This window comes from Microcoleus sp. PH2017_24_DOB_U_A, from assembly GCF_020738205.1.
Lineage (GTDB): Bacteria > Cyanobacteriota > Cyanobacteriia > Cyanobacteriales > Microcoleaceae > Microcoleus.
Genome location: NZ_JAEQCT010000072.1, coordinates 47,174 through 69,499, shown reverse-complemented (window position 1 = coordinate 69,499; position 22,326 = coordinate 47,174). Strand labels below are relative to the sequence as shown.

The following is a 22,326-nucleotide window of genomic DNA, read 5'->3' as shown; positions in this document are numbered from 1 at the left end:
AGCCGTGAATTCTACTCGACGGGCGCTGTTTGAGAAACTCCAACAAACAGGCTTGCCAGTAACAACTGGTACGGGAGGGCAAACTCAGTACAATCGAACTCGAATGGGATTGCCAAAAACTCACTGGCTGGATGCTGCCTGTGTAGGTAAAGTAGAACAACTGGCGGTACTAAGTAGGCAACCACTACTGATAACTGCCAAAGGATGGGGCAACCGTCAGATGTGTACGCCCAATAAATATGGGTTTCCCAGCAAACACAGAACCAGGTGCAAGACTTTTTTTGGGTTCCAGACTGGAGATATGGTGAAAGCAATTCTGCCGATCGGGAAATTTGCAGGTACTCACGTTGGTAGCTTGGGGAAAAATTAGCCCTGTGCGTCACAAATACTGCAAAACTGTTCACCGCAATGATGGTTATATGTATGGGTTTTCCACTCTTGTCCGCTAAATCGGCGATTAGAGGCGTACCGATCGGAATGTCCCAACTGTGGGGCGAAGTTTAAGATTCCCGCGTTGTGGGCGGATGGCTGGTGTCAAGGAGGTTTTGTGAGGTTTAAAAAGATGGCGGAGTATCAGAAATATTGCTGATTCCTTGAGACAATAAAGTTCTGTATGCTTGCTGAGGATGAGTTGGTTCATCAGGATATTTGAGTTCTAGTAATTTTTCTGACAACATTGGATTAATAAAATGAGTCCTAATTGTTTCAGAACTGCGATTCAATAGTTCAGCTAATCTTTTGACAGTTAAATATCTTTCCGAGCAAAGTTTCAGAATCGTGTTTCTCATCAACTCTGGACTTGCCCGTTGCTTTTCTCGAACCGGAGCAGCTATTTCTAGTAAAAAGAAATTTTCATCATTATGCACGGAGCTTGACTCATTATGCACGGAGCTTGAGTAATTATGCACGGAGCTTGACTCGTTATGCACGGAGCTTGGCTCATTATGCACGGAGCTTGGAATCAAGGAAAGTAAATCAGGTTGACTTTTATTTGGTAGAGCGTACTGAGTTCCGCGACCACGACCAGAGCGCTCTAACCAACCATTATTTACGAATTGCTTGAGACATTCCCCTATATCTCTGGGATGTTCTCGACTATAACACTGAATGTCAGCATTGCTAATTTCTCCTGATTGATGTGCCAGTATCAAAATAATCCGCTCTAATTCGGTCAATTCGCAATAGTCATCTCCCACAATTTCCCTTAACTCTGTTTCGACATTTTCGGGAATCATGCTCACCATTGGTAAAGCAACCAAAGTCATCTCTAACTCTAATTTCTCTGATACCAAAGGAAACCATTGCTGCTCTATCCATGCGCGGATCATCTTTCTAAAGCCCGATCCTGCTTTTTCTCCTAAGCCAAGCATTTGAAACATTTTTTGCAAATTAGGATTGCGAGGATCGCTAACGCCGCCTTCGTAAAGCTGCTGAATAGAAATTCTCAGACGACCCGGATTGGAAAACGAAAAACCATTTTTATACTTGGTAATTTTTAAAGGGCGAGTAGATTGATAATCGGCATGAATAAGAGTATTGACCAAAGCCTCTCGCAATGCTTCATGGACATGAGTTTCGCCACGACGTATGGCATCTTTGTCGAGTTGGAAAGGAACTTCTAAATCATTAACTACACGAGTATAAACACGATAGTAAAAATTAAACAAGTTAGGTTCCCACTTGCCGTCAAGTGTTAGTCTGTAAGTCCATCGTGTTTCTGGATCGTCAGAAAGTTGCTCCTGATAATCAAGTTGGTAGTGAGACAGTGCATCTAAAATACTACGTTCGCGACCAAACATGAGCAAACCAGCAATAGTTAACCCTTCTTGACCCGTGCTGCGATCGCGACTCCATCCCCCTAACTGACGCAACAAATCCGAATCATGTAATGCCAGCCAAGGATGATCTGGTTCTCTAGAGCTAAACCGTTGACGAAAGGATTTTAATGTTTCTGTATCGATATCACTAAGGTCGAAACCTTCTAAAATTTGGATATCTTGAGGTGCATCACTGGCATCGCGCAACATTTGACGGATTTCAGCATCAGTGCAACGATAATCCCCTTCATAATTGCGTTTATATGTGCCTGTTAAGGGATTATTGTTAATATAAACTGGTCGCTGTGTCCGAGTCGCTCTTGGCACTTTAATAATGACTAACTTATTAGTTTCAATCTCTAGTTGTTCTAGATCGGAGTTAAAACAGATAGGAGTGCTGAGTTTTTGCAGATTGTTATGATTGTTCCAAAATTCTTTTAATAGTACACTGGGGTTACGGACACCTGAAATCTCGAACCCATTTCGATTTTCCGTGACACCTAGAACAATATAACCACCATCTGTATTGGCAAATGCTGATACTGTTTCCCAACTACTTTTGGGAAAACCACCGTCAGCAGACTTAAATTCAATGTCTTGGTCTTCTCCAAGGTTTATGCGATCGAGTAATGTTTCTAAATCCATTTCCTTATCTCTGAAGCAGGGTGAGTAAACTCCAGTTCTTTCTCATAAAGGCGTTTGAGCGCTGCCAGTATTTCAAAGCTCAAACCCACAGACCAACAAGAGTCGATCGCTGCCAGCGCGATTAAGTATGTTATCAGTGATAAATATTTTGTTACTATACATTAAGTCAGAGTCCTAAATGTCGTAGCCATAAGGCTTAAAAAACTATGGACACAACTGGACTCGAACCAGTGACCCCTACGATGTCAACGTAGTGCTCTAACCAACTGAGCTATGCGTCCTCACGAATTACCAATGTAGCAGAACATTAGATGGATTGTCAAGCATAAATATAAAATTTTTCAAGCCACCCACAGCCACCACCCCTAATTCCCAACCCGCCAAATCTTCACAGTTCGATCGCCCGAACCGCTAGCCAAACACCCCGCATCAGCACTAAAGGCCACCGACAAAACCTCCCCCCCGTGTCCCGTCAGAAGTTCCAGCAAACCCCCCGTAGCCGTATCCCACAAATAAATCGAACCATCCCGACTCCCCGTCGCCAAAAACCCACCATCCCGGCTTAACGCCACACACAAAACATCCCCAGAATTGTCCCTCATACTCCGCAGCAGCGTACCTCGCCCCTGTGCGTCCACCCGCCACAGCTTCGCTGTACCATCCCGACTCCCACTAACCAAAATCGATCCTTCTCCTACTCCCCCCCTTGTAGGGGCGGTGCCCCCGTGCCCGCCCTGGCTGGGGAAGTTCGCAGCAAAGGCGATCGCCCGCACCCAATCCCCGTGCTCTGCTAAAGTACAAATCGATCGACCATTGCGCCAATCCCACAACTGCAAACTCTTATCCCGACTCCCCGTCGCCAAAAACTCCCCACCAGGACTAAAAGCCACCGCCTCCACCCCACCGACGTGACCATTCAAAGCCGACATCGGCCTACCCTTATTCAAATTCCACAACTGCACAGTCTTGTCCCGACTCCCCGTCGCCAAAACCTGACCGTCGGGACTAAAAGCCACAGCATAAACTCGATCCTCGTGACCGCGCAAAGCATACCACCACTTACCCTTATTCAAATCCCAAATTTGAATCGTTTTATCCCGGCCGCCGCTAGCCAAAGTCGCGCCATCAGGACTAAACGCCACAGAAGTCACCCAGTCAGAATGACCAGTGAGAGTGTACCACCGCTTACCCGCGTCCAACTTCCACATCTCGATCGTCTTATCCTCACTCCCGCTAGCTAAAGTCGCACCATCGGGACTAAATGCGATCGACGTAACAGCATGGGAATGCCCTACCAGAGTATGAACGCACCTCCAAGTAGGCGCGCGTGCTGGCACAACCCGCTGCATCGGTGGCACAGGTATAATAGTGCCTGCAACCGTTGGTGGCACGGCATTCTGCACCGCAGGCATCCTCTGCGGCGCGGGAATTGCAGGCGCTGGTAGGGGCGGTGGATGGTGCGTGCCCGCCCCCGACTGCTTCGGCTGCAAATCTTGGAGAACTTCAGCTACAGATTTGTAGCGGCGACTGAGACTCGGTTCGATCATTCTGTCGATGATGCGGCTTAATTTCGGATCGATTTGAACCTTCAAAAAATCTCGCCAAACCCAAACATCTTGATTGATATCGAACAAATCAAACGGAGATATTTGAGTCAGTAAATAAATGCAAGTTACGCCCAAACTATACAAATCGCTAGCATAAACCGCTTGACCTCGAATTTGTTCCGGCGCCACGAATTCAGGCGAACCAATCACTGTACCTGTTTCTCTCAAACCCTCCACAAGTTTTGCAGCACCAAAGTCAACTAAAACTAATTCCCCGGTTAGTGTTGGGTAAGTATAAATAATCGGAGTTTGAGCAATGCGGCGGCGGATAATGTTAGGTGGTTTAATGTCTCGGTGAATTACATTGCGATCGTGCACGAACTGCAATACTGGCAATAAATCATTCAGCATACCGAGAATCTGATTTTCGCTAAAAGCCCCAGCCCCCGCCAATTCTTGCTGTAAATTTTGACCTTCTATAAATTCCTGCACTAAATACTGATATCGTTCCTGCTGAAAGTGCGCCAGCAATTCGGGAATTTGCGGGTGTTTCCCCAATTCGTCCAGCCGCACCGCTTCTCGGTTGAATAATTCTGCTGCTTTTTCGGCGCTGCTGGTTCCTTGGGATAGGGGGAAAAACTGCTTGATTGCACAGCGCGGTTTTGAGGGTTTGTCCTCGTCAACGGCTAAAAAAGTACGGCCAAAACCGCCTCTACCGAGGGGTTTGATGGCGCGGTAACGCTCTCTCAGCAACAGTTTTGTGCCACAATTCAGGCAGAATTGAGTTCGATCGGCATTTTGCGGGTTTTGACAGGCGGGGTTTAGGCAATAACTCATAACTGAACCGGGAAGCAATCAGCAGCATATTTCTATGATACTGAGGCAATACCAAATCCGACTTAAATATCCCCTTTATTTCTTAGTCCGCGGAGGCGGACATCGTTTGTGTAGTCGCGGTTTCAACCGCCGAGTCTTATCTCTCGCGTTACAATTTAAAATTAAAGGACTGAAGTCCGAACGATCAAACCAGTTTGTAGTGAGGACTTCAGTCCGCAGCATTTAAGATCTAGCTTTAACATTCAGAGCATACTCTTTAAACCTTTCCAAGTCAGCCTGAATAGTCGATTCAACAACTCGCCCTACAAATGAATTGTCCATCAATGTTGCCAACCAGCCGGGAACTCCATAAGCCACCGTTAGTTTGACAATGCTGCTGTTTTTGCGATCGTAAAACCGCACCGCACCGCGATTTGGCAAACCGTCTACAGATTCCCACTGAATTATCTGATTTGGCACTAATTTGAGAATCCGAGAAAGCCAGCTAAATTGTAACCCCCCGGTTGCAAGTTTCCAGCGCGATAATTCTGGATCTTCTTCGAGAACTCGAACTGATTCTATCCACTTCATCCAGCGCGGCATTTGCTCTAAGTCAGACCAAAGTTCCCACGCTAATTCGATAGGAATTGCCACTTCTACTTGTACACTATGCTCTAACCAATCAGTCATTCGATTTTAGATTTTAGATTTTAGATTTTAGATTGAAGAATTGTTTCTTCTCGTTTCCAGGCTCGGCCTGGTAACGCATATCCAGAGGCTCCGCCTCGGTTTTCAAAAGCGAATATCAGAGGCAGAGCCTCCTCCAAGGCATTCCCAGCCAGAGCCTGGAAACGAGAGAAAATCATTAGCTTTTAGCTTTTAGCATTTTTCACTGGAGCGACTAATGCCAACTGCCAACTGCCAACTATCAACTGCCAACTAACTGTAAGTTTCCAGAATAGCCTTAGCCGCTTGATGACCGGAAAGAGTCGCACCTTCCATGCTATCAATGTAGTCTTGCTGAGTGTAACTTCCTGCTAAAAAGAAATTAGCAACAGGAGTTTTTTGAGCGGGGCGGTAAACATCCATTCCCGGCGCTTCCCGATACAAAGATTGAGCGAGCTTAACCACACTGTACCAAGTCATATTTAATTCCCGTGCTGAGGGGAATAAATCCTGAACTTGCTTGAGTACGTGTTGGGCGATCGCCTCATTGCTTTGTTTGATAAACGGATCGCCCGGTGTCAGCACCAACTGCAACAGAGAACCTTGTCCTTCTTTATAATAATCCTTGGGACTTGTCAGCGCCAAATCGGCAAAACAAGAAAAATCTGCATCTGCTGAATATAGCAAATTATCGATGCCTACAGCGTGGCTCAACTGTTTGCGCTTGGCTTCATCTTCCAGTTCCGTTACCCAACCGTCGAACCGCAATTGTACTGTCGCAACAGGTACCGCATCTAACTTATAAATGTTGTCAAATTCCGACCACTTGCGCCAAGCTGGAGGCAATATTTTTTGAATTCCAGGCACGTCGCAGGCGAAAACGTAGGCATCTGCGGTAATATGTTCTTCAGTTTCGCCGTTAGCTACTAGCAAACCTGTCACGCGCGTTTCTGTGCCTTCTTCAAACTGAATTTCTCGCACTCTGCGCCGCGTGTGAATTTTGGTTCCTTTACTTTCCAAATATTCGACAATTGGTTTGTGCAAATATTCGTTGGGAGAACCGGACAGCATCCGCATGACAGAGGCTTCGGTTTTGGAGGCAAAGAATTGGAAGATTGTCAACATACACCGGGCAGAAATATTTTCGGTGTCGATAAAACCTAGTGCGTAGGCGATCGGGTTCCACATTCTTTTGAGGGAGTTTTGGTTGCCGCCTTGACTGCGGAACCAGTCAGCAAAGCTAATTTTATCCAAATTGCGGATAGTTTTCATTGCTCCGTCAAAGTCGATCAAACCACGGACGATGGGGCTAGTTCCCAGGGCGATCGCATTTTGAATTTTGTCTTGTACCGTTAGCTGGGATGTAGTGAAAAATGCCTTCAAACCGTGCAAAGGAGCACCCACGGGAAAGCGAAAATCCAAAGAACCAGTTTCGCCGCCTCGATTGATAAAAGTGTGGACGTGATCTTTGAGGAGCAAATCGTCAAAAGCTCCCACCTTTTTCATTAGGGCAAATAAGTTATAATAGCAGCCGAAGAATACGTGCAAACCCATTTCAACGTGATTCCCGTCGGGATCTACCCAACTGCTGACTTTGCCGCCGACAAAAGGGCGGGACTCAAAAATTTCTACTTCGTGGCCGGCATCCACTAAATCGACTGCTGTGGTCATTCCAGCCAGTCCCGCACCTGCGATCGCAACCCGCATTTTACCTATCCTTATCCAGTATTTTTACAAATTGTAACAAGTTTTAGAGTTTCCGAAACATTCTAAAGTGCGTAAATGCCGATCGGCACTTGCACCCCTCTCTGAATTCTTGCCAAAAAATCCGCACTAATTGCACCGTAAGGGCTTTGTTCCAGATAAGTCTGGCGCAAAGCAGACACATTTTCGCAGACAGCTAAAGAATCAGCTTGTAATCCTCCCTCACCAGCCGGAATTAAGATGCGATTAGGATTATCTACGCCTGTAAGGTTACTTGTGAAAGGAACAACAATCACAGAATCGCTAAACTCGTTGCGGATGTCAGGAGAAACCACAACTACAGGTCTTTTTTTTGTATCTCCTAACTGACGCAAAGCCCTTGAAAGATAAATCTCTCCTTGTCTGGGATAAGTTGTAGTTATTGAATTAGAGTCCATCGGCGTTCCATGCTTCCTCTATCTGTTCTTCTACAAAATCAAACCACTCTTTTTCATCCTGAATATCTTCTTGACTGCGGTTGAGATAAAATTTCCGCAATTTATCTTCTATTTGCTTGGCGTACCAGAGACGGAGAGCTTGTTCTATCGCCTCCGTCCAATTATCAGTAACCTGGTCTATTTTGTCAGCAAATTTGGCATCAAGGGCGACCAACACTTCTCGCTTTTGAGTAGAATTTGACACGTTCGTTCTCCTTGCCAATTCAAATAAAAAAAATGACTGCTAACTGTTGACTGGCGACTAATATCATTGGTTGTTAGTTATTGGTTATTAGCAGCATCACACGAGTAACAAATAACAAATAACAAATAACAAATAACTAACAACTAACAACTTACTTTAAAACATCGGCATCAACTGAAGTGGCCCAATTCCTAAGTCTTTAGGAGAAACCCAGCGCACCTCAAACAAAGCGACCATATCCTTAAACTGAGGCTGACCGCGAGAAGCACCCATCAACCCTTTAGCAATCACCAAACCGCACCAACCGTTAGTTGATTTACAGCGGCGCTCCCACTTTTTGCGAGCTTCCTGATGCACCGGGTCGTTTTCATTAAACTCGCCAAACAAATACAATTCCCCATTTTTTGTTTGCAAAATACCCAAGTCGTATTGCTCGTCTTGAAAAGGATCTTCGCCCGGATTAAAACAAATTGCCTTCACCCCTCCAGCTTCTTTCAAATCTTGAATCATAGTTTTAGCCTTGGGATTGGAAGTTTGAATCATCACTACAGGCAAACCATCCCCGGCGGTATTAATATCGACTTCTGCACCTTCGTGAAACTGGACACTTCCGCGTAGAAAATCTACCGTTTCCCAAGGTACGACACCCAGACTCAAGAATGAATTTTGCGGCACCAAATCGTCCCGCAGCCGTGGCATTTCAAATTCATCATCCTCATCGTCATCGTCATCGCCCAGCATCTGTAATAATTCGTCTGACACCTCAGGCATCGTCGAAACTTTAACCGATACCTGTTGAATTTCTCCATCAGACTGCGGAACAGGGATGCGGTAGCGACTGTTGAGAGCGGGAAATGTGTCTGCTGCCAATTTCCGGCGGCCGTTGTGGAAAAAGCGGTGGAATGCTTCGAGAGCAACTAACATCGTCAGGGCTTCTTCTTCGTAAAGAATCGATCGCAATCCTTCTAAAGGATGCAGGTTGCCAAAATTCGGTTCAATTTCCGATGGAGGCAAATCGGCTAAATCAATTTCGTCATCGTCATCCTCATCAAGCTCGCCGGCGCTTTCAAAGGTGAGAAACAAACAGTCTTGCCCTAAAAAAGCCTGTTCTAAATCTTCAAAAGAGTCATCGTTGACAACTCGCTCTCGAAACCGCTTCAAGGATTCTAGAGATCGGTACAGCAAAACTCCGTAATCCATTCTCCCTTGGCCCAATACGGATACGTAGAGGCTGGCGACATCCCACTGATTGATTTCAATAGATATAATTTGATGTTCGCTCAAAGTCCGCCACGGAGCATCGTGCCAAATTTGAGCGGCTTTTTCCATTAGCACTTCGGCGTACTCAGGCGGTAATTCGGGAGGCCGATTCACAGCGACCTCTTCCATGCCCCGAAAGATTTCATCAATTAAGGGCAATTCCGGTACGTAGTCAATGGAAATACCTAAATCTTGAAGTATTCCCCGCAGGTAAAATTGAATTTCTCGATTTTTGACTACGATTTTTTGGGGGCGGACTGCGGGGGCCGGACTTTGGGGATGTTCCATTGCCCGCAGGAGAGCGCGGACGATCGCCTCTGGCCCAGCATCTGGGCCTACCATGTCCATAGCCCTCACGATGCCTTCAGAGCCGTCCACCCAGAGAATACACTCGCCACCAGCTTCTGGATCGTCGTCGTCCTCTAGCATCATGTGCGAGTCAGCATTTGATAACGGTCGGCGGTCGCCCTCCCACACGCTGGGAATTTGAGGTAAGTTTTGTAGCCGACGAAGAGTAGAGCGATTCAGCGCTGCCATAGAGTAAGCCCGTTGGGTGAAGCATTGTTGCGGTGCCACAAAGGGTCAACCGCTGCTTCTCAATCATAAACCCTATAGGGGGAGAGGACATCAAGCTTGGAAATGAGGTCTCACCGTAATTAAAAATTTCCGGCTAAAAATTCTGCCTTCAACGTTCAGTTGACAGTTGACAGTTGACAGTTGACAGTTGACTCCGAAAGCAGTTGGCAGTTGGCAGTTGGCAGTTGGCAGTTGGCAGTTGGCAGTTGGCAGTTGGCAGTTGGCAGTTGGCAGGAAAGTAGGTGACTGACTGATGACTGATACTGATAACGTTCGCTCTTCGGGGACGCTCGCACTAATTAATGACTGATGACTAATGACTTCTTCCCTCTTCCTTCTTCCCTCTTCCTTCTTCCTTCTTCCTTCCCTGTACAATGGAGGTATAAGATTAAACTCTTAACATTCGACAGTCTCAGGAGTTCGACAGATTATGACTCAAGCGATTTCCCAACAGCGGGGCATTCAAATGACGGACTCTGCTGTTCGTCAAGTTTTAGCTCTTCGAGAAAAACAAGGTAAAGACCTCTGCTTGCGCGTAGGGGTGCGGCAGGGCGGCTGTTCTGGTATGTCTTACGTGATGGATTTCGCAGACCCCAGCACTGTGAAATCTGACGATGAAGTGTTCGACTACGAGGGTTTTCAGGTAGTGTGCGATCGCAAGAGCATTCTTTATCTCTACGGTTTGGTGCTCGACTTCAGCGATTCGATGATCGGCGGTGGCTTTAAGTTCACCAACCCCAACGCTACTCAAACTTGTGGCTGCGGCAGTTCTTTTTCTGCTTAAATGGGAAAATTGCTTGGGGCATGGGTATGGGCATTGGTAATTGGTCTCCAGCTAATTGCTGACAATCGCGATCGACAATTAGCCTCGGATGCGCTTCCTTTGTCCCGCACCCCATGCTTTCGAGCAATCTAAAATCTAAAATCCAAAATCCAAAATCGAATGACCCCTGAAGAAATGTTTAAAGACGGTTTCGATCGCTACCAAGCTGGCGAAGCCCCTGCTAATCTGATCCCCGTGTTCAAAGAATTGTGCGAGAAATCTCCCAAAAATGGCAATGCCTGGGCTAGCCTCGCGTGGCTCTACCTTTTGGAAAATAAACCCGGATCGGCTCAAAAAGCAGCGAAAACAGCGGTTAAATTGAACCCTCACGACGCCCAAGCTCGCATCAACCTAGCAGTCGCGATTCTGGATCTCAAAGAAAAAGGGGTGCGCCCCCACGTAGAAGTTGCTCAGCAACTCCTGATGGCTTCCGAAGAGTTGTTAGAGGAAGTTACAAAAAATTTTGAAGAAGGATTAAGCCGCAAACCGGACTGGAAGAGTCTCGCCCGCGTGAAACAGTGGCTTCTGGAAGCGTAAGCCCCCAAACAATGTCGATTTGGGGGTGGGGATCAAGGAAATCGGGTTTGTGGTTTATTACGATCTCGTAATAAATCAATAAATAACTTTATGGAAAACTCAGGAAGTCAGTGCTAGTATTTGAAAACTTAGACGATCGACAAACCGGCACAGCGGTTTTCAGACTTGACTACCATAAATACTAGGAGTTGTAAGAACATGAGCACTGACAGCCACGTTAACATCAAACCAGCAACCCGCAACCACAAAGGTTTCTTTATTCAGCCTGCTTCTTACAAATTGATGAGCATCGATAAATCCGGCTGGGCCTTGATTTGCATGGACAAAGCAGTTTGTCATTATGTAGATCCTGATGACTTGCAATTGCCGAATAAGTCGGGAATGTCTGAAGGTTAATCCAGAAGTTTTGAGAGACATTAAAATGCTTTATTTGAGTAGCTGCCCTCCCTGGAGAGGCAGCAACTTTTTTTTTGTCAGTTGTCAGTTGTCAGTTGTCAGTTGTCAGTTGTCATTAGTCCTGCCGTCGGGCAGTCATCAGTCATCAGTCAGAAGTGTACTAGATCTAACCCAATACAGTTCACTTAAGACAGTACACCAGGAAAAACGATTTGACAAACAGACCCTGCGATTGCTTCGCGAAGACGCTCGCAATGACAAAAAACGTTAAGTAAACCGTATTGAGATCTAACCAATGTAAGGAAGTTCGGCAACGGGTTGTGTAGCGGATGTAACGGATAGAATTCCCAATAACCGATTACCGATTACCGATTACCGATTACCGATTACCAATTACCAATTACCAATTACCAATTACCAATTACCAATTACCAATTACCAATTCCCAATTCCCGATTACCAATTACCAATTCCCAATTCCCCATCGCCTAATTGCTAGATTTGATAGAAAAATTACAAATTACCGATTACCAAGAATAATGGGTTTAAAGCCTCCTCGTTCGAGGAGGAAATAAAACAAAATTATTCACTGTTTCAATCCTGTTCCTTCTAGGTAGAGGTCGATCTCAAACTGTCAACTGTCAACTGTCAACTGTCAACTGTTGACCAATTCCCGATCGCCTAATTGCTAGATTTGAAGGCAAAAAGCAGATCGAGCTGAGCAGTTGTCGGTTCTGTGGAAGTTGTGGCTACGCTGACTCCTCGGAGAGAATTGAGCACTTCAGCAACGGGCGGCGAAACTAAATTGGGCTGTACAGCGAGCAAATAACGGTTCGCCCATGACATGGTTTTTTCCATATCTATATAAAAGTAACCTTGGTTCGCCTGCGGTACAGCAGTGGCGATCGCCTGAAAACTCGGACTGCTGCTTAATGGTTGCGGTGGCGCTGTGGTGATGACATCAACTAAAGGGCCGCCGAAGGCAACAAATACAGAATTTTCATTCAGCCAACCGTGCCCGAATAAGGTTCCTTGTTGCGGTATTTGCCACTCTGTAACCTCTTTTCCCTGGACTTGTCTGGGGGCGACGCTGACTGTAGGATTGCTTTTGGCGATCGCATCGAGTTTTTTGAGGGTTGCTTCGGCTGCGGGGCGATCGCTCGTTTCAAAAATCATCGCCGCCCCCATCCCCAACTGAGACAAAATACCTTGCTCCGAACCGATCGCCCCGATCGCAAATTCCCCATTCATCCAGCCAAAAACATCACGATCGGCATCCAAATCCAAGCGTTTAAAACTACTTCTCACCTGCTGAATGCCCCTGTCAACTTCCGGGCTATCTTTTGCCTCTGCCGTCGCCTGCAACCAAATGCGATCGAGTCCCTTACCCCCTACTAAAGCAATGGTTTCGCCGGGAAATCTGGGCAACAATTTCGATCCGACTGGCGGCTTTTGCTGTCCGAATTTAGGATCTAACCGAGCGATAGTTTTCACCCTCAATCCCGAACTGTCGGCCCCTATTCCCGCTACCAAAGACTTGACTTGTTTAAACTGTGAAAGCACTGTCGAAGGCAATTGAAAATCATCGGGCAAATTAGTTTTTAATTGCTCGATTGCAGCAGGATAATCAGCAATGTAAATAGTTGCGATCGGATTCGGTACGCCAGCACTCTCTGCAAAAAACTTAGTTGTACTCTTCTGGGTAGCGAGGGAGGGCTGTCCTTTAAAAGTATCGATCGCCATTTCCACAGGCTTTCTCAAAGGAGCCATCACTAATTGATCGTCCAACAAAGCCACACTGTAGCGCTTGCCCGTTGGCTCTGCAATCTCAGAAATTTTAACTCCTTTATACTCAGTTTCTTGAGTTGTGGCACCTTCCTGAGATTTTAATTTATTAGCAAAATTCCAAGCACTAATTTTATTTTTGACACTGACTACAACGAGCAGTTTAGGAGGCTCTGTTTTAGCGGTAGCATCTGGGGGTAACAAAGCCACCATCACGCCCCCCAGCCAGGGCTTTAAGTCTCTCTCAAAGTCGATTTGAGTGCCTGCCAAGCTTTGTTCTTGAAAGGCCTTCAAACCCGCACCGACCAACTTTTGAGCGCCCGGGGTGCCGAATTGCTGCAACTGTGACAGTGCTTGGGGATTGGGGGAGATGAAGGCGGCCATCATTGCTTCGTCGGGTACAACTTTGGCGCTGTCTTGGGGGTTGGAGACTTGTTGGCTCAAACCGTGGAAGTAAAGGTACACCGCGGCGCTACCTGCTGCAATGATGGCGGCAGCAATTAGAAGCTTTGGTTTTTTTGCAGGCATTGTTTTCGATCCTAGCGTCCTTTATCAGTTTAATGAAAATCCACTGGGCTTGTGGGGAGCCGATCGAACTAGCTATTTATTTTTATAGAATTTAAAACGGGTTTGGGCGATCGTGTAAACTGCTGTTGAGATGAAGTGCGGGAAGAAATATGAAAGTAGCGATCGCGGGAGCAACGGGATTTGTAGGTAGCCGGCTGGTGGAGAAGCTGCAAGCAGCCGGACATCAAGTGGTGGTTTTGAGTAGAGATGCGGCGAAAGCTGGGCGAGTTTTCCCGGCTTCGGCTTATCCAAATTTGGATGTTGTCGCCTACACTCCGGCGGAGTCTGGTGATTGGCAAAATTCGATCGCGGGCTGCGACGCTGTGGTTAATTTAGCTGGGGTGCCGATTGCGGAGGAAAGGTGGACGGAGGCGCGCCAGCAAGCGATTCTCGACAGTCGCAGATTGACGACGGCAAAATTGGTAGAGGCGATCGTCAATGCTAATCCTAAACCATCGGTGTTTGTGAGCGCATCGGCGATCGGCTATTACGGAACCAGCGAAACCGCTGAGTTTGACGAAAGCAGCCCTGCGGGAAACGATTTTTTAGCAGCAGTTTGCAAAGACTGGGAAGCTGCGGCCCAACCTGCCAAAAATGCAGGCACAAGGCTAGCAATTTTGCGGCTGGGAATAGTTTTGGGAATGGGAGGCGCGCTAGCAAAAATGCTGCCACCTTTTAAACTATTTGCAGGCGGCCCAATTGGCACAGGAAAACAGTGGTTTTCTTGGATTCACCGCGAGGATGTGGTTGATTTAATTTTGTATTCTTTGCAAAATTCGCAAGTTCAAGGCGTTTTGAATGCGACAGCACCGAATCCAGTGCGGATGAATGAATTGTGCCAAACTTTAGGGGAAGTTTTAAGTCGGCCTTCTTGGTTGCCGGTGCCAGGTTTTGCTTTAGAAATGCTGTTGGGAGACGGCGCTAAAGTTGTTTTGGAAGGGCAGAAAGTTTTGCCGAAACAAACTTTGGCTAGCGGTTTTCAATATCAGTATCCGATGCTGAAGTTGGCTCTAGAAGAGATTTTGGCTGGTAATTAAATCCTGCATTTTTAGATATCCCTCGTTCCCCGGCTCTTCTGCCTGGGAACGCATATCCAAAGGCTATGCCTCGTTCCTTCAAATAAATCATCCCACTCAACAATCAATCACATCAACTACCAACAATCGATTAATTCCAGTCGGTTTTAACCGACTTAAGCTATGAGGCAGGGGTTTAAACCCCTGCCGGACTGCGGAACTGACGGACAGGCCGACTGAAATTTTACCAAAATAGAATCGGAATTTACTATGCCAGAACCACAAGCAAACCAACCAATTATTTGCACTAGCTTTGGCGAATGGTGCTTTCACAAAAATAGTCTTTCAAAAGAAGCGAAACATACAGTTGAAGTGCTGTTAAAAAGAGCAGGAACTTCTTACTGTTATAAAGCTGAGCGAATCCTGTCAAATAGAACTTCTCTGAGTTTTGTAAGCGATCGGATATCAGACCTCACAGCCCTGCTATTTCTGACCGATTTGATCGATCTGAATCTGGAAAACAATCAAATATCAGACTTAACCCTGCAATCTTTAACCAATTTGACAACGCTGTGTCTCAACACAAATCAAATATCAGACTTAACACCCCTGCAATCTTTAACCAATTTGACAACGCTGTATCTCAACACAAATCAAATATCAGACTTAACACCCCTGCAATCTCTGAGGAATTTGACTCATCTGGGCCTGAGCAACAATCAAATATCAGACTTAACACCCCTTCAATCTCTGAGGAATTTGACTTATCTGGGGCTGGGCAACAATCAAATATCAGACTTAACACCCCTGCAATCTCTGACCAATTTGACTTATCTGAATCTGGACAACAATCAAATATCAGACTTAATACCACTGCAATATCTGACAAAATTAAATTATTTGAAGCTGGAAAAAAATCAGCTTCCAGACTCAACACCCCTGCAATCTCTGTGGAAAGTTACCGTCAATTCTACAGAGCGAGTCGATCGCACTCGTGCCGCAGCAGCGATCGAATTTGCTTACGCCACTCTCGGCAAGACTTGCCCAAAAATTATTTTTTGTGCGAGTCCTCACTCCGCCATAGCACAATTGAAAAGTTTGGAATTTCTAACTAATAAAACTGATTTATTTGTGTGTTTTTATCAACAGATAAAATCAGCCTGTCGGCTTTTTTACTGCATGAAAAGTCTTGTGAGTATTTCAGGAATTAGATGGGAGGGGCAGCTCGAACAAGAATTGCGACGAGATATTTCGGACTATTTGAACTATTCAACGTCGATATTTACTTGGAATTCTGTTATGAATTCTCTGTTGAAGACCATCTACATAGCTGACTTTTGTGTGTCTGTAATTAAAATTTTTATCAACCCCGATGCACAAAAAGCTTTTGAATGCTTGAAGCAGCTTTTAGTTGAATGCGGGTGGATTTTTGCATTTGAGGATGTCTGCTGCGTGTGCGATCGCCCCTCAAAACTATCCCTCGACAGTGAAGATCGACTGCACGCAGAAGGAGAAAGTGCGATCGAATTTACCGACGGTTACAAACTCTACTCGTATCACGGAGTAAATTTGCCGGAAAAATACGGACAAATACACCCGAATCAGTGGGAAGCACGATGGATTTTAGAGGAAGAAAATGCCGAACTTCGGCGAGCGTTAATTCAGGGAATTGGTTACGCTAGAATTTGCTCAGAGTTGCAAGCCACAGAATTAGATAGTTGGCAAGAATACACTCTGTTAAAAATAGATTTTGAGGACGATTTCGACGAATCTGGGCAGCCGTTACCAGTTTTTTTGTTAAAAATGACCTGTCCGAGCACCGGACACATTCATTCGTTGCGAGTGCCTCCTGATGTAGTATCAGCAAAAGAGGCAATTCGCTGGGTAAATTGGGACATTGACTCAGAAGAGTTTTCCGTGCAAACTTGAATGCAAGCAGCAGAAATACAAGAACCTTAGATTATTTGTTCATTAGGATGATTTCAGGAAATACGATATATGGTAGTTGCAGCAAAATCAACGATTTCTCTTGCAGAGTTTTTGCAGTTGCCCGAAACTAAACCAGCAAGCGAGTACATCGACGGTCAAATTTATCAAAAACCTATGCCGCAAGGAAAACATAGCCGATTGCAAAAACGATTGCTGGAGGCAATTTCTGAGGTTGGGGAACCTCAAAAGTTAGCCTGTGCATTTCCCGAATTGCGCTGTACGTTTGGGGGGCGATCGATCGTTCCCGATATTGCTGTTTTTGAGTGGTCTCGCATTCCCGTTGATGAAGATGGAGAAATTGCCAACCGCTTTGAAATTCCACCGGATTGGATAATTGAAATTTTGTCACCTGACCAATCTCCAAATCAGGTGATAAAAAAAATAATTTTTTCGATCAATCACGGTACTAAATTGGGTTGGTTTGCCGATCCGAGCGATAAATCAGTAATAGTTTTTCAACCGAATCAATTGCCTGAGGTTAAATCAGATACGGATATTTTACCTGTTCTTAGCGTGTTGGGCGATTGGCAGTTATCCGCAGCCGAGTTGTTTAATTGGTTGAAAATTAATTGATTTAATACGAATTTAAAAAAGTCTTGCTAGAATCATCAATCTTAGACCAATTCTTAACAGTGGCAGATCCCCGCGCAGGACACGGCAGTGCCGTTTCCCTACAGAAAACTGATATCTTTGCCAAAAACTTAATCCATAAAACACTAATCAACATTGGCCCTGTGCCACTTAAAATGGTGGAATGCACAAACCATCAATTTAGGAAAAACTGTTAATAAGATAAGAAAGAAGCCCGCCTTCAGTCAAAGGTGGGCTAAATTCATGCCAGCTTACAGACAGCTAGGCAATCGGGTCTCTTAGCCGATTGACGTAAAAGTTGAGAAAAAGATCCAAATCTTCCGGAAAAACTTATCCTCAACAATTAAGCTCCAGTTTACCCAAGCAGATCGGGAAAATTTCGCACACAGCGATGTTTCCCTGCAAGTGGGGAAATGCTGGAGCTTTATTTTGCCAGCAATCCCCAATCTCCAAGGGTTTAAGCGTCGTGATCGTGAGCGAAGCGGCGGAAGAGGAAGTCTAGGGCGTAGTTCCGCAGGTTGTAGTATTCGGGATCTTCCATCATTTGTACCCGATCGCGCGGACGTGGGAAAGGAATCTCCAAAACCTCGCCAATCGTTGCTGATGGGCCGTTAGTCATCATCACGAGTCGATCGGCCAAAAACAGCGCTTCGTCAATATCGTGAGTAATCATCAACACGGTACAGCGGTGATCGTTCCAGATTTTCAGCAACTCTTCCTGCAATTCTTCCTTAGTAATTGCGTCGAGAGCACCAAAGGGTTCGTCTAAAATCAGCACCTTGGGACGAATTGCTAAGGCGCGGGCGATGGAAACCCGCTGTTTCATACCACCGGAAATTTGCGGAGGTCTTTTCTCAGCAGCTTCTGTCAGTCCCACCATTGCCAAATGATCTTTGACGATCGCATTTTTTTCGGCTTTCGACTTCTCTGGAAATACAGCATTAACGGCAATGTAAACATTTTCAAACACTGTCCGCCAAGGCAGCAAAGCGTAACCTTGAAACACTACCATGCGATCGGGGCCTGGCTTTTCGATCCGCTGCCCGTTAATCGACACGGTGCCTTCGCTGGGATGGCTAAAACCGGACACCATATTTAACAGTGTTGATTTGCCGCAGCCGGAGTGTCCGATCAGAGTAATAAACTCTCCCTCAGCTACGGTCAAGTTAACGTTTTCTAATGCTCTGTAACCGTTTGGATATACTTTATAAACATTGTCCATCACCAAAAAAGGCTGGCGGCGATCGTTTGGTTGCTGGCTCTGGGTTTTGGTGTTTGTCTGGTTGACAGCAGTATTAATCATGGGTTTGAGAAGCCGTTAGTAGGTGATTAGCGATAGCAAATAATGGAGTTTTGAATGGTGAGCTGCGAGTCGAGACTGTAGATTTGCGAGTTCCCTGTATATTTTCAGTATTGAGTTTAAATTGCAAGACTTTTGCATCAATTATATAATTGTGCCGCTTCGCTCTCAACAATGCAATCAATCGCTGTGATTTCTGATTCCTCTTGTCTGACTTGTGAGTTGATAAGTCTTTGACAGGGGCGATCGAGAACCAAGCAATTTTTTCACCTTTTGATATCTCAAAACTCACAGAGCACCATTAGACATTGAGCCGGTGGAAAGAAGTCCACCGGCTGGACAAAAACAGATCCTAAGCAGCTCTGCGGCCCGAATCCAGAATCACTTCAGCCATCGTGTAATCGCGTTTAATCGCTAGATTGTTGAGATAGCCGATCGGATCTTCAGCATTAAACACCGAGCCATCAAACAAGCGGAGAGAACCCCGAGTGTAAGTAATATCAGACATTCCCAGCTCGCGCGCTGCTGTACTGAAGGGGCCGACTCGCACCACCCGTTCCAGAATTTCTACCCAGTTGCGGGGGAAGACTGTATCGCCCCAACGCGCCATCTGTACCATGTGCCACAACTGTTCGGTACGGCTTGGGCGGTTCACCCCGTCGCCGGCGAACAAGTGGTGAGCGTATTCCCGCATCGGAGTATCAAGATCGCAAGCAGTAGATTTGGAATCGCCAATTTGGATGTAACTCTTGTCAGTAGCGACGTACTCCCGTCCCGCCACAATTTCGGAAACTTCTTGAGCGTGGGCCGGATCGCTGCAATAGTGACAAGCTTCTAGCAAAGCTTTCACTAGAGCAATGTGAGTGTTGGGGTAAGCATTCGCCCAGTCTTCCCGAACTCCCAGAATTTTTGCCGGGTGTCCAGGCCACAGTTCCAAATCCGTAGCCACGGTAAAGCCGACTCCTTCCATCGCCGCGCGCAAGTTCCAAGGTTCGCCGACGCAGAAACCGTCAATCGTCCCACCTTGCAAGTCCACAATCATCTGGGCTGGAGGGATGTTTTTCAGTGAAACATCATGATCTGGGTCAATTCCGCCGGAAGCCAGCCAGTAGCGCAGCAGCAGGTTGTGCATCGATGAAGGGTGAACGATGCCCATGCGGTGAGTTTGGGCGGGGGTTCTGTGCAGCATTTCTTTGAAATCTGCCAGAGTGTAGATTCCTTGGTCGTAGAAGCGACGGGCCAGGGTAATTCCGTTGCCGTTGCGGCTCATGGTGAGGGCTGTAACGGTTGCTATGGGCTTCTCTTGGTGGCCTCCTAAGCTCAACCACGCTGCCATCCCAGAGGGCATTTGGGCTGCGTCTAGGTATCCGGCGGCGATGCCGTCTACGATGCCGCGCCAGCTTGTTTCGCGCACGAGATGCACTTCATCGAGGCCGTGTTTGGCAAATAAGCCTTTTTCTTTGGCGATCGCGAGGGGAGCGCAGGCTGCCAGGGGGATAAAGCCGAGTTCGAGGTTGACTTTTTCTAGGCCGTGGCGGGCGATCGCCGGTACTTTCCGCGCGCGCAGTTTTTTCACCCGTTTCTGCTGGTTGAGGAAGTAAATCATTTCGCTCCGCAGCGCGTAGTAGCTGGGGTGCGAGACTACTTCCATACGTACCCGGGGGCGGGGGATGTCTACTTCGAGGATGCCGCCAATTTTCGATTCTGGGCCGTTGGTGAGCATGACGATGCGATCGCTCAGCAGCACCGCTTCATCTACGTCGTGCGTTACCATCAAGGCGCTAATTTCGTACTCTTGGCAGATTTCCATCAACTTTTCTTGCAAGTTGCCGCGAGTCAAAGCGTCTAGGGCGCCGAATGGTTCGTCTAAGAGTAACAGTTTGGGACGCAGGGCTAGGGCACGGGCGATCGCCACGCGCTGTTTTTGTCCGCCTGATAGTAGTGCCGGTTGCTTCTCGGCGTGGGGGCCCAAGCCCACCATGTCAATGTGTTTTTGGATGATGTCGAGGCGCTCGGCTTTAGCTAAGCCGCTCATTACTGAGTCTACGGCCAGGGTGATGTTTTCTCTGACTGTCCGCCAAGGTAGCAGCGAATAGTTTTGGAACACCACCATGCGATCGGGGCCCGGCTGAGTGATTCTTTGTCCGTCGATCGTCACCAATCCTTCTGTGGGCAGATCCAAACCTGCCACCATATTTAGCAGAGTGGATTTGCCACAACCCGAGTGTCCGACTAAGGAGATAAATTCTCCTTTTTTAATTTCTAAGTCGATCCCTTTGAGGGCTACGTATGTACCGCCGTCTGTTAAATTAAATGTTTTTCCGACTTGTTCTACCGCAATCAAAACTGACATGGTTTTCTTGCCTTTTTTGTAGGTTTGTCCTTGATTTTTCGATTATTTTTGACTGTTGACCGTTAGCTTTTATATTATGCCGATCGCCCAACTGCAATAATAATATTGGTTCGTAGTGAGGACTTCAGTTCTATTCTTTTAAAAAGCTGAGGACTGAAGTTCTGCTACTCCTTTAACTCGTTATCAGGCACAGCCTGGTAACACATAATCAGGAGGCTCTGCCTCGATTTTCCAGCCGAGGCAGATCCTCTTGGATATGGGTTCCCAGTTATTTTACCGGACTTGATATTAGCTTTTAGCTAACAACTGTCAACTGTCAACTGTCAACCGTCAACTGTCAACTGTCAACTGTCAACTATCAACTGTTTTTATTTGCCTTGAGAGGGAGCAATTTTTTGCTGCAACCATGCCATCAGGCGATCGAGCATCAAACCAACAGCCCCAATGTAGAACACCGCCAAGAGAATTTCACTGATGTAGTTTTGCTGGTAAGCATTCCAAATAAAGAAGCCAATACCTGTAATCCCGGACATCACGATTTCCGCTGCAATAATCGCCAGCCAAGCCAAACCGATCGCAATTCTCAATCCGGTGAAGATATAAGGAAGCGCCGACGGAAACAAGATATTGATGTAATATTCCTTCTGAGTAAGTTGCAGCACTTTCGCCACGTTGTTGTAATCGTCAGGAATTTGACGAACACCTTCAGCCGTGTTGATTAAAATCGGCCAAACAGAGGTAATGAAAATCACGAACAAAGCAGCCGGTTCGTTTTGTTGAAGTGCAGCCAGGGCGATCGGTACCCAAGCCAAAGGTGCTACCATCCGCAAAAACTGGAAAATCGGGTCTAAAGCCTTGTTCAGGAAGGGATTCGTACCTACCACAACTCCCATGCTAATGCCCACAGCGGCCGCGAGAGTGTAGCCTTTTGCTACCCGTTCCAAACTAGCCATAGTCTGCCAAAATAAGCCGACTCCGTAGGTTTTGGAGTTCATGAAAGGATACATCAACAAAATCCGCGTCCGTTCGTCAGTCCAAACGCTAGTTGGGGGTGGCAACTTGATGATTCCTGTACCCGACAGGAATTGCCAAATTAGCAGGAACCCTAAAAGTCCTAAAATTGGCGGCAATATATTTGACGAATTCTTTTTCCAAAACTCGCCAAGAACTCCTTGGACATCGACTCCGCCTCTCCGATTTGTGCTGACAGCCATCTTGCTAATCTCCTGTGTTTCTGCTGTTTTTTTTCGAGACTTA

18 protein-coding genes, 1 tRNA gene and 1 pseudogene are annotated in these 22,326 nt (G+C 46.4%); 7 read left to right on the top strand and 13 right to left on the bottom strand.

Annotated features, from left to right (window positions below):
* Window positions 1-370: pseudogene (locus tag JGK07_RS20840) on the top strand (HNH endonuclease); the annotation flags it as partial.
* Window positions 371-554: 184 nt separating this feature from the next.
* Here JGK07_RS20840 and JGK07_RS20835 read toward each other — a convergent pair.
* The 9 genes from JGK07_RS20835 to JGK07_RS20795 all read right to left on the bottom strand — a co-directional run bounded on the left by JGK07_RS20835 (window position 555) and on the right by JGK07_RS20795 (window position 10,087).
* Window positions 555-2,462 carry an RNA-binding domain-containing protein gene (locus tag JGK07_RS20835; protein WP_293186817.1) on the bottom strand — a complete coding sequence of 636 codons (1,908 nt, stop codon included), beginning with the start codon at window positions 2,460-2,462 and terminating at the stop codon, window positions 555-557.
* 207 nt (window positions 2,463-2,669) lie between these two features.
* Window positions 2,670-2,743, bottom strand: a tRNA-Val gene (locus tag JGK07_RS20830).
* A gap of 84 nt (window positions 2,744-2,827) precedes the next feature.
* The gene (locus JGK07_RS20825) at window positions 2,828-4,846 is read right to left on the bottom strand and encodes a serine/threonine-protein kinase (RefSeq protein ID WP_293197206.1); all 2,019 of its coding nucleotides are present in this window, start codon (window positions 4,844-4,846) and stop codon (window positions 2,828-2,830) included.
* Window positions 4,847-5,068: 222 nt separating this feature from the next.
* Complete coding sequence (locus JGK07_RS20820) at window positions 5,069-5,515, bottom strand: SRPBCC family protein (protein ID WP_293186819.1); 447 nt, start codon at window positions 5,513-5,515, stop codon at window positions 5,069-5,071.
* A gap of 249 nt (window positions 5,516-5,764) precedes the next feature.
* Window positions 5,765-7,198 carry a 9,9'-di-cis-zeta-carotene desaturase gene (gene zds / locus JGK07_RS20815; RefSeq protein WP_293186820.1) on the bottom strand — a complete coding sequence of 478 codons (1,434 nt, stop codon included), beginning with the start codon at window positions 7,196-7,198 and terminating at the stop codon, window positions 5,765-5,767.
* Between the two features lie 62 nt (window positions 7,199-7,260).
* Complete coding sequence (locus tag JGK07_RS20810; protein ID WP_293186821.1) at window positions 7,261-7,632, bottom strand: type II toxin-antitoxin system PemK/MazF family toxin; 372 nt, start codon at window positions 7,630-7,632, stop codon at window positions 7,261-7,263.
* Window positions 7,622-7,876, bottom strand: coding sequence for a hypothetical protein (locus tag JGK07_RS20805; protein ID WP_293186822.1), 255 nt, complete (start codon window positions 7,874-7,876; stop codon window positions 7,622-7,624). Before JGK07_RS20805 ends, JGK07_RS20810 begins: the two co-directional genes overlap by 11 nt.
* A gap of 156 nt (window positions 7,877-8,032) precedes the next feature.
* Window positions 8,033-9,673: a hypothetical protein gene (locus JGK07_RS20800; RefSeq protein ID WP_293186823.1), complete on the bottom strand. Its 1,641-nt coding sequence runs from the start codon at window positions 9,671-9,673 to the stop codon at window positions 8,033-8,035.
* A gap of 90 nt (window positions 9,674-9,763) precedes the next feature.
* The gene (locus tag JGK07_RS20795; RefSeq protein ID WP_293186824.1) at window positions 9,764-10,087 is read right to left on the bottom strand and encodes a hypothetical protein; all 324 of its coding nucleotides are present in this window, start codon (window positions 10,085-10,087) and stop codon (window positions 9,764-9,766) included.
* Window positions 10,088-10,142: 55 nt separating this feature from the next.
* Between JGK07_RS20795 and JGK07_RS20790 the strand changes: the two genes are divergently transcribed.
* From JGK07_RS20790 to JGK07_RS20780, 3 genes are all read left to right on the top strand, one after another.
* Window positions 10,143-10,496: an iron-sulfur cluster assembly accessory protein gene (locus tag JGK07_RS20790; protein WP_265238087.1), complete on the top strand. Its 354-nt coding sequence runs from the start codon at window positions 10,143-10,145 to the stop codon at window positions 10,494-10,496.
* A gap of 159 nt (window positions 10,497-10,655) precedes the next feature.
* Window positions 10,656-11,072, top strand: coding sequence for a tetratricopeptide repeat protein (locus tag JGK07_RS20785; protein WP_293186825.1), 417 nt, complete (start codon window positions 10,656-10,658; stop codon window positions 11,070-11,072).
* A gap of 198 nt (window positions 11,073-11,270) precedes the next feature.
* Window positions 11,271-11,468, top strand: a complete 198-nt coding sequence (locus tag JGK07_RS20780; protein WP_006632682.1) for a hypothetical protein — start codon at window positions 11,271-11,273, stop codon at window positions 11,466-11,468.
* 681 nt (window positions 11,469-12,149) lie between these two features.
* Here JGK07_RS20780 and JGK07_RS20775 read toward each other — a convergent pair.
* A complete protein-coding gene (locus tag JGK07_RS20775) occupies window positions 12,150-13,781 on the bottom strand; it encodes a DUF3352 domain-containing protein (RefSeq protein ID WP_293242797.1) in 1,632 nt (543 codons plus the stop codon).
* Window positions 13,782-13,930: 149 nt separating this feature from the next.
* Between JGK07_RS20775 and JGK07_RS20770 the strand changes: the two genes are divergently transcribed.
* The 3 genes from JGK07_RS20770 (at window position 13,931) to JGK07_RS20760 (ending at window position 17,398) form a co-directional block, all read left to right on the top strand.
* Window positions 13,931-14,857, top strand: a complete 927-nt coding sequence (locus JGK07_RS20770; RefSeq protein ID WP_293210928.1) for a TIGR01777 family oxidoreductase — start codon at window positions 13,931-13,933, stop codon at window positions 14,855-14,857.
* 249 nt (window positions 14,858-15,106) lie between these two features.
* Complete coding sequence (locus JGK07_RS20765) at window positions 15,107-16,765, top strand: leucine-rich repeat domain-containing protein (protein ID WP_293291027.1); 1,659 nt, start codon at window positions 15,107-15,109, stop codon at window positions 16,763-16,765.
* A 69-nt stretch (window positions 16,766-16,834) separates the two neighbouring features.
* Window positions 16,835-17,398, top strand: a complete 564-nt coding sequence (locus JGK07_RS20760; protein WP_293197198.1) for a Uma2 family endonuclease — start codon at window positions 16,835-16,837, stop codon at window positions 17,396-17,398.
* Window positions 17,399-17,873: 475 nt separating this feature from the next.
* Here the strand turns inward: JGK07_RS20760 and JGK07_RS20755 are convergent, their stop codons facing one another.
* From JGK07_RS20755 to ntrB, 3 genes are all read right to left on the bottom strand, one after another.
* On the bottom strand, window positions 17,874-18,719 hold the full coding sequence (locus tag JGK07_RS20755; protein WP_293176947.1) for a nitrate ABC transporter ATP-binding protein: 846 nt from the start codon (window positions 18,717-18,719) through the stop codon (window positions 17,874-17,876).
* A gap of 349 nt (window positions 18,720-19,068) precedes the next feature.
* Window positions 19,069-21,069, bottom strand: a complete 2,001-nt coding sequence (locus JGK07_RS20750) for a nitrate ABC transporter ATP-binding protein (RefSeq protein WP_293192331.1) — start codon at window positions 21,067-21,069, stop codon at window positions 19,069-19,071.
* 368 nt (window positions 21,070-21,437) lie between these two features.
* Entirely contained in the window at window positions 21,438-22,283 is an 846-nt protein-coding gene (gene ntrB / locus JGK07_RS20745) for a nitrate ABC transporter permease (protein WP_293176951.1), read from the bottom strand.
* Window positions 22,284-22,326 lie beyond the last annotated feature (43 nt).

Bases quoted from the DNA above. Each gene is read 5' to 3' on its own strand.
- JGK07_RS20835 (WP_293186817.1), bottom strand. From the start codon at position 2,462: ATGGATTTAGAAACATTACTCGATCGCATAAACCTTGGAGAAGACCAA.
- JGK07_RS20825 (WP_293197206.1), bottom strand. From the start codon at position 4,846: ATGAGTTATTGCCTAAACCCCGCCTGTCAAAACCCGCAAAATGCCGAT.
- JGK07_RS20820 (WP_293186819.1), bottom strand. From the start codon at position 5,515: ATGACTGATTGGTTAGAGCATAGTGTACAAGTAGAAGTGGCAATTCCT.
- zds (WP_293186820.1), bottom strand. From the start codon at position 7,198: ATGCGGGTTGCGATCGCAGGTGCGGGACTGGCTGGAATGACCACAGCA.
- JGK07_RS20810 (WP_293186821.1), bottom strand. From the start codon at position 7,632: ATGGACTCTAATTCAATAACTACAACTTATCCCAGACAAGGAGAGATT.
- JGK07_RS20800 (WP_293186823.1), bottom strand. From the start codon at position 9,673: ATGGCAGCGCTGAATCGCTCTACTCTTCGTCGGCTACAAAACTTACCT.
- JGK07_RS20790 (WP_265238087.1), top strand. From the start codon at position 10,143: ATGACTCAAGCGATTTCCCAACAGCGGGGCATTCAAATGACGGACTCT.
- JGK07_RS20785 (WP_293186825.1), top strand. From the start codon at position 10,656: ATGACCCCTGAAGAAATGTTTAAAGACGGTTTCGATCGCTACCAAGCT.
- JGK07_RS20780 (WP_006632682.1), top strand. From the start codon at position 11,271: ATGAGCACTGACAGCCACGTTAACATCAAACCAGCAACCCGCAACCAC.
- JGK07_RS20775 (WP_293242797.1), bottom strand. From the start codon at position 13,781: ATGCCTGCAAAAAAACCAAAGCTTCTAATTGCTGCCGCCATCATTGCA.
- JGK07_RS20770 (WP_293210928.1), top strand. From the start codon at position 13,931: ATGAAAGTAGCGATCGCGGGAGCAACGGGATTTGTAGGTAGCCGGCTG.
- JGK07_RS20765 (WP_293291027.1), top strand. From the start codon at position 15,107: ATGCCAGAACCACAAGCAAACCAACCAATTATTTGCACTAGCTTTGGC.
- JGK07_RS20760 (WP_293197198.1), top strand. From the start codon at position 16,835: ATGGTAGTTGCAGCAAAATCAACGATTTCTCTTGCAGAGTTTTTGCAG.
- JGK07_RS20755 (WP_293176947.1), bottom strand. From the start codon at position 18,719: ATGATTAATACTGCTGTCAACCAGACAAACACCAAAACCCAGAGCCAG.
- JGK07_RS20750 (WP_293192331.1), bottom strand. From the start codon at position 21,069: ATGTCAGTTTTGATTGCGGTAGAACAAGTCGGAAAAACATTTAATTTA.
- ntrB (WP_293176951.1), bottom strand. From the start codon at position 22,283: ATGGCTGTCAGCACAAATCGGAGAGGCGGAGTCGATGTCCAAGGAGTT.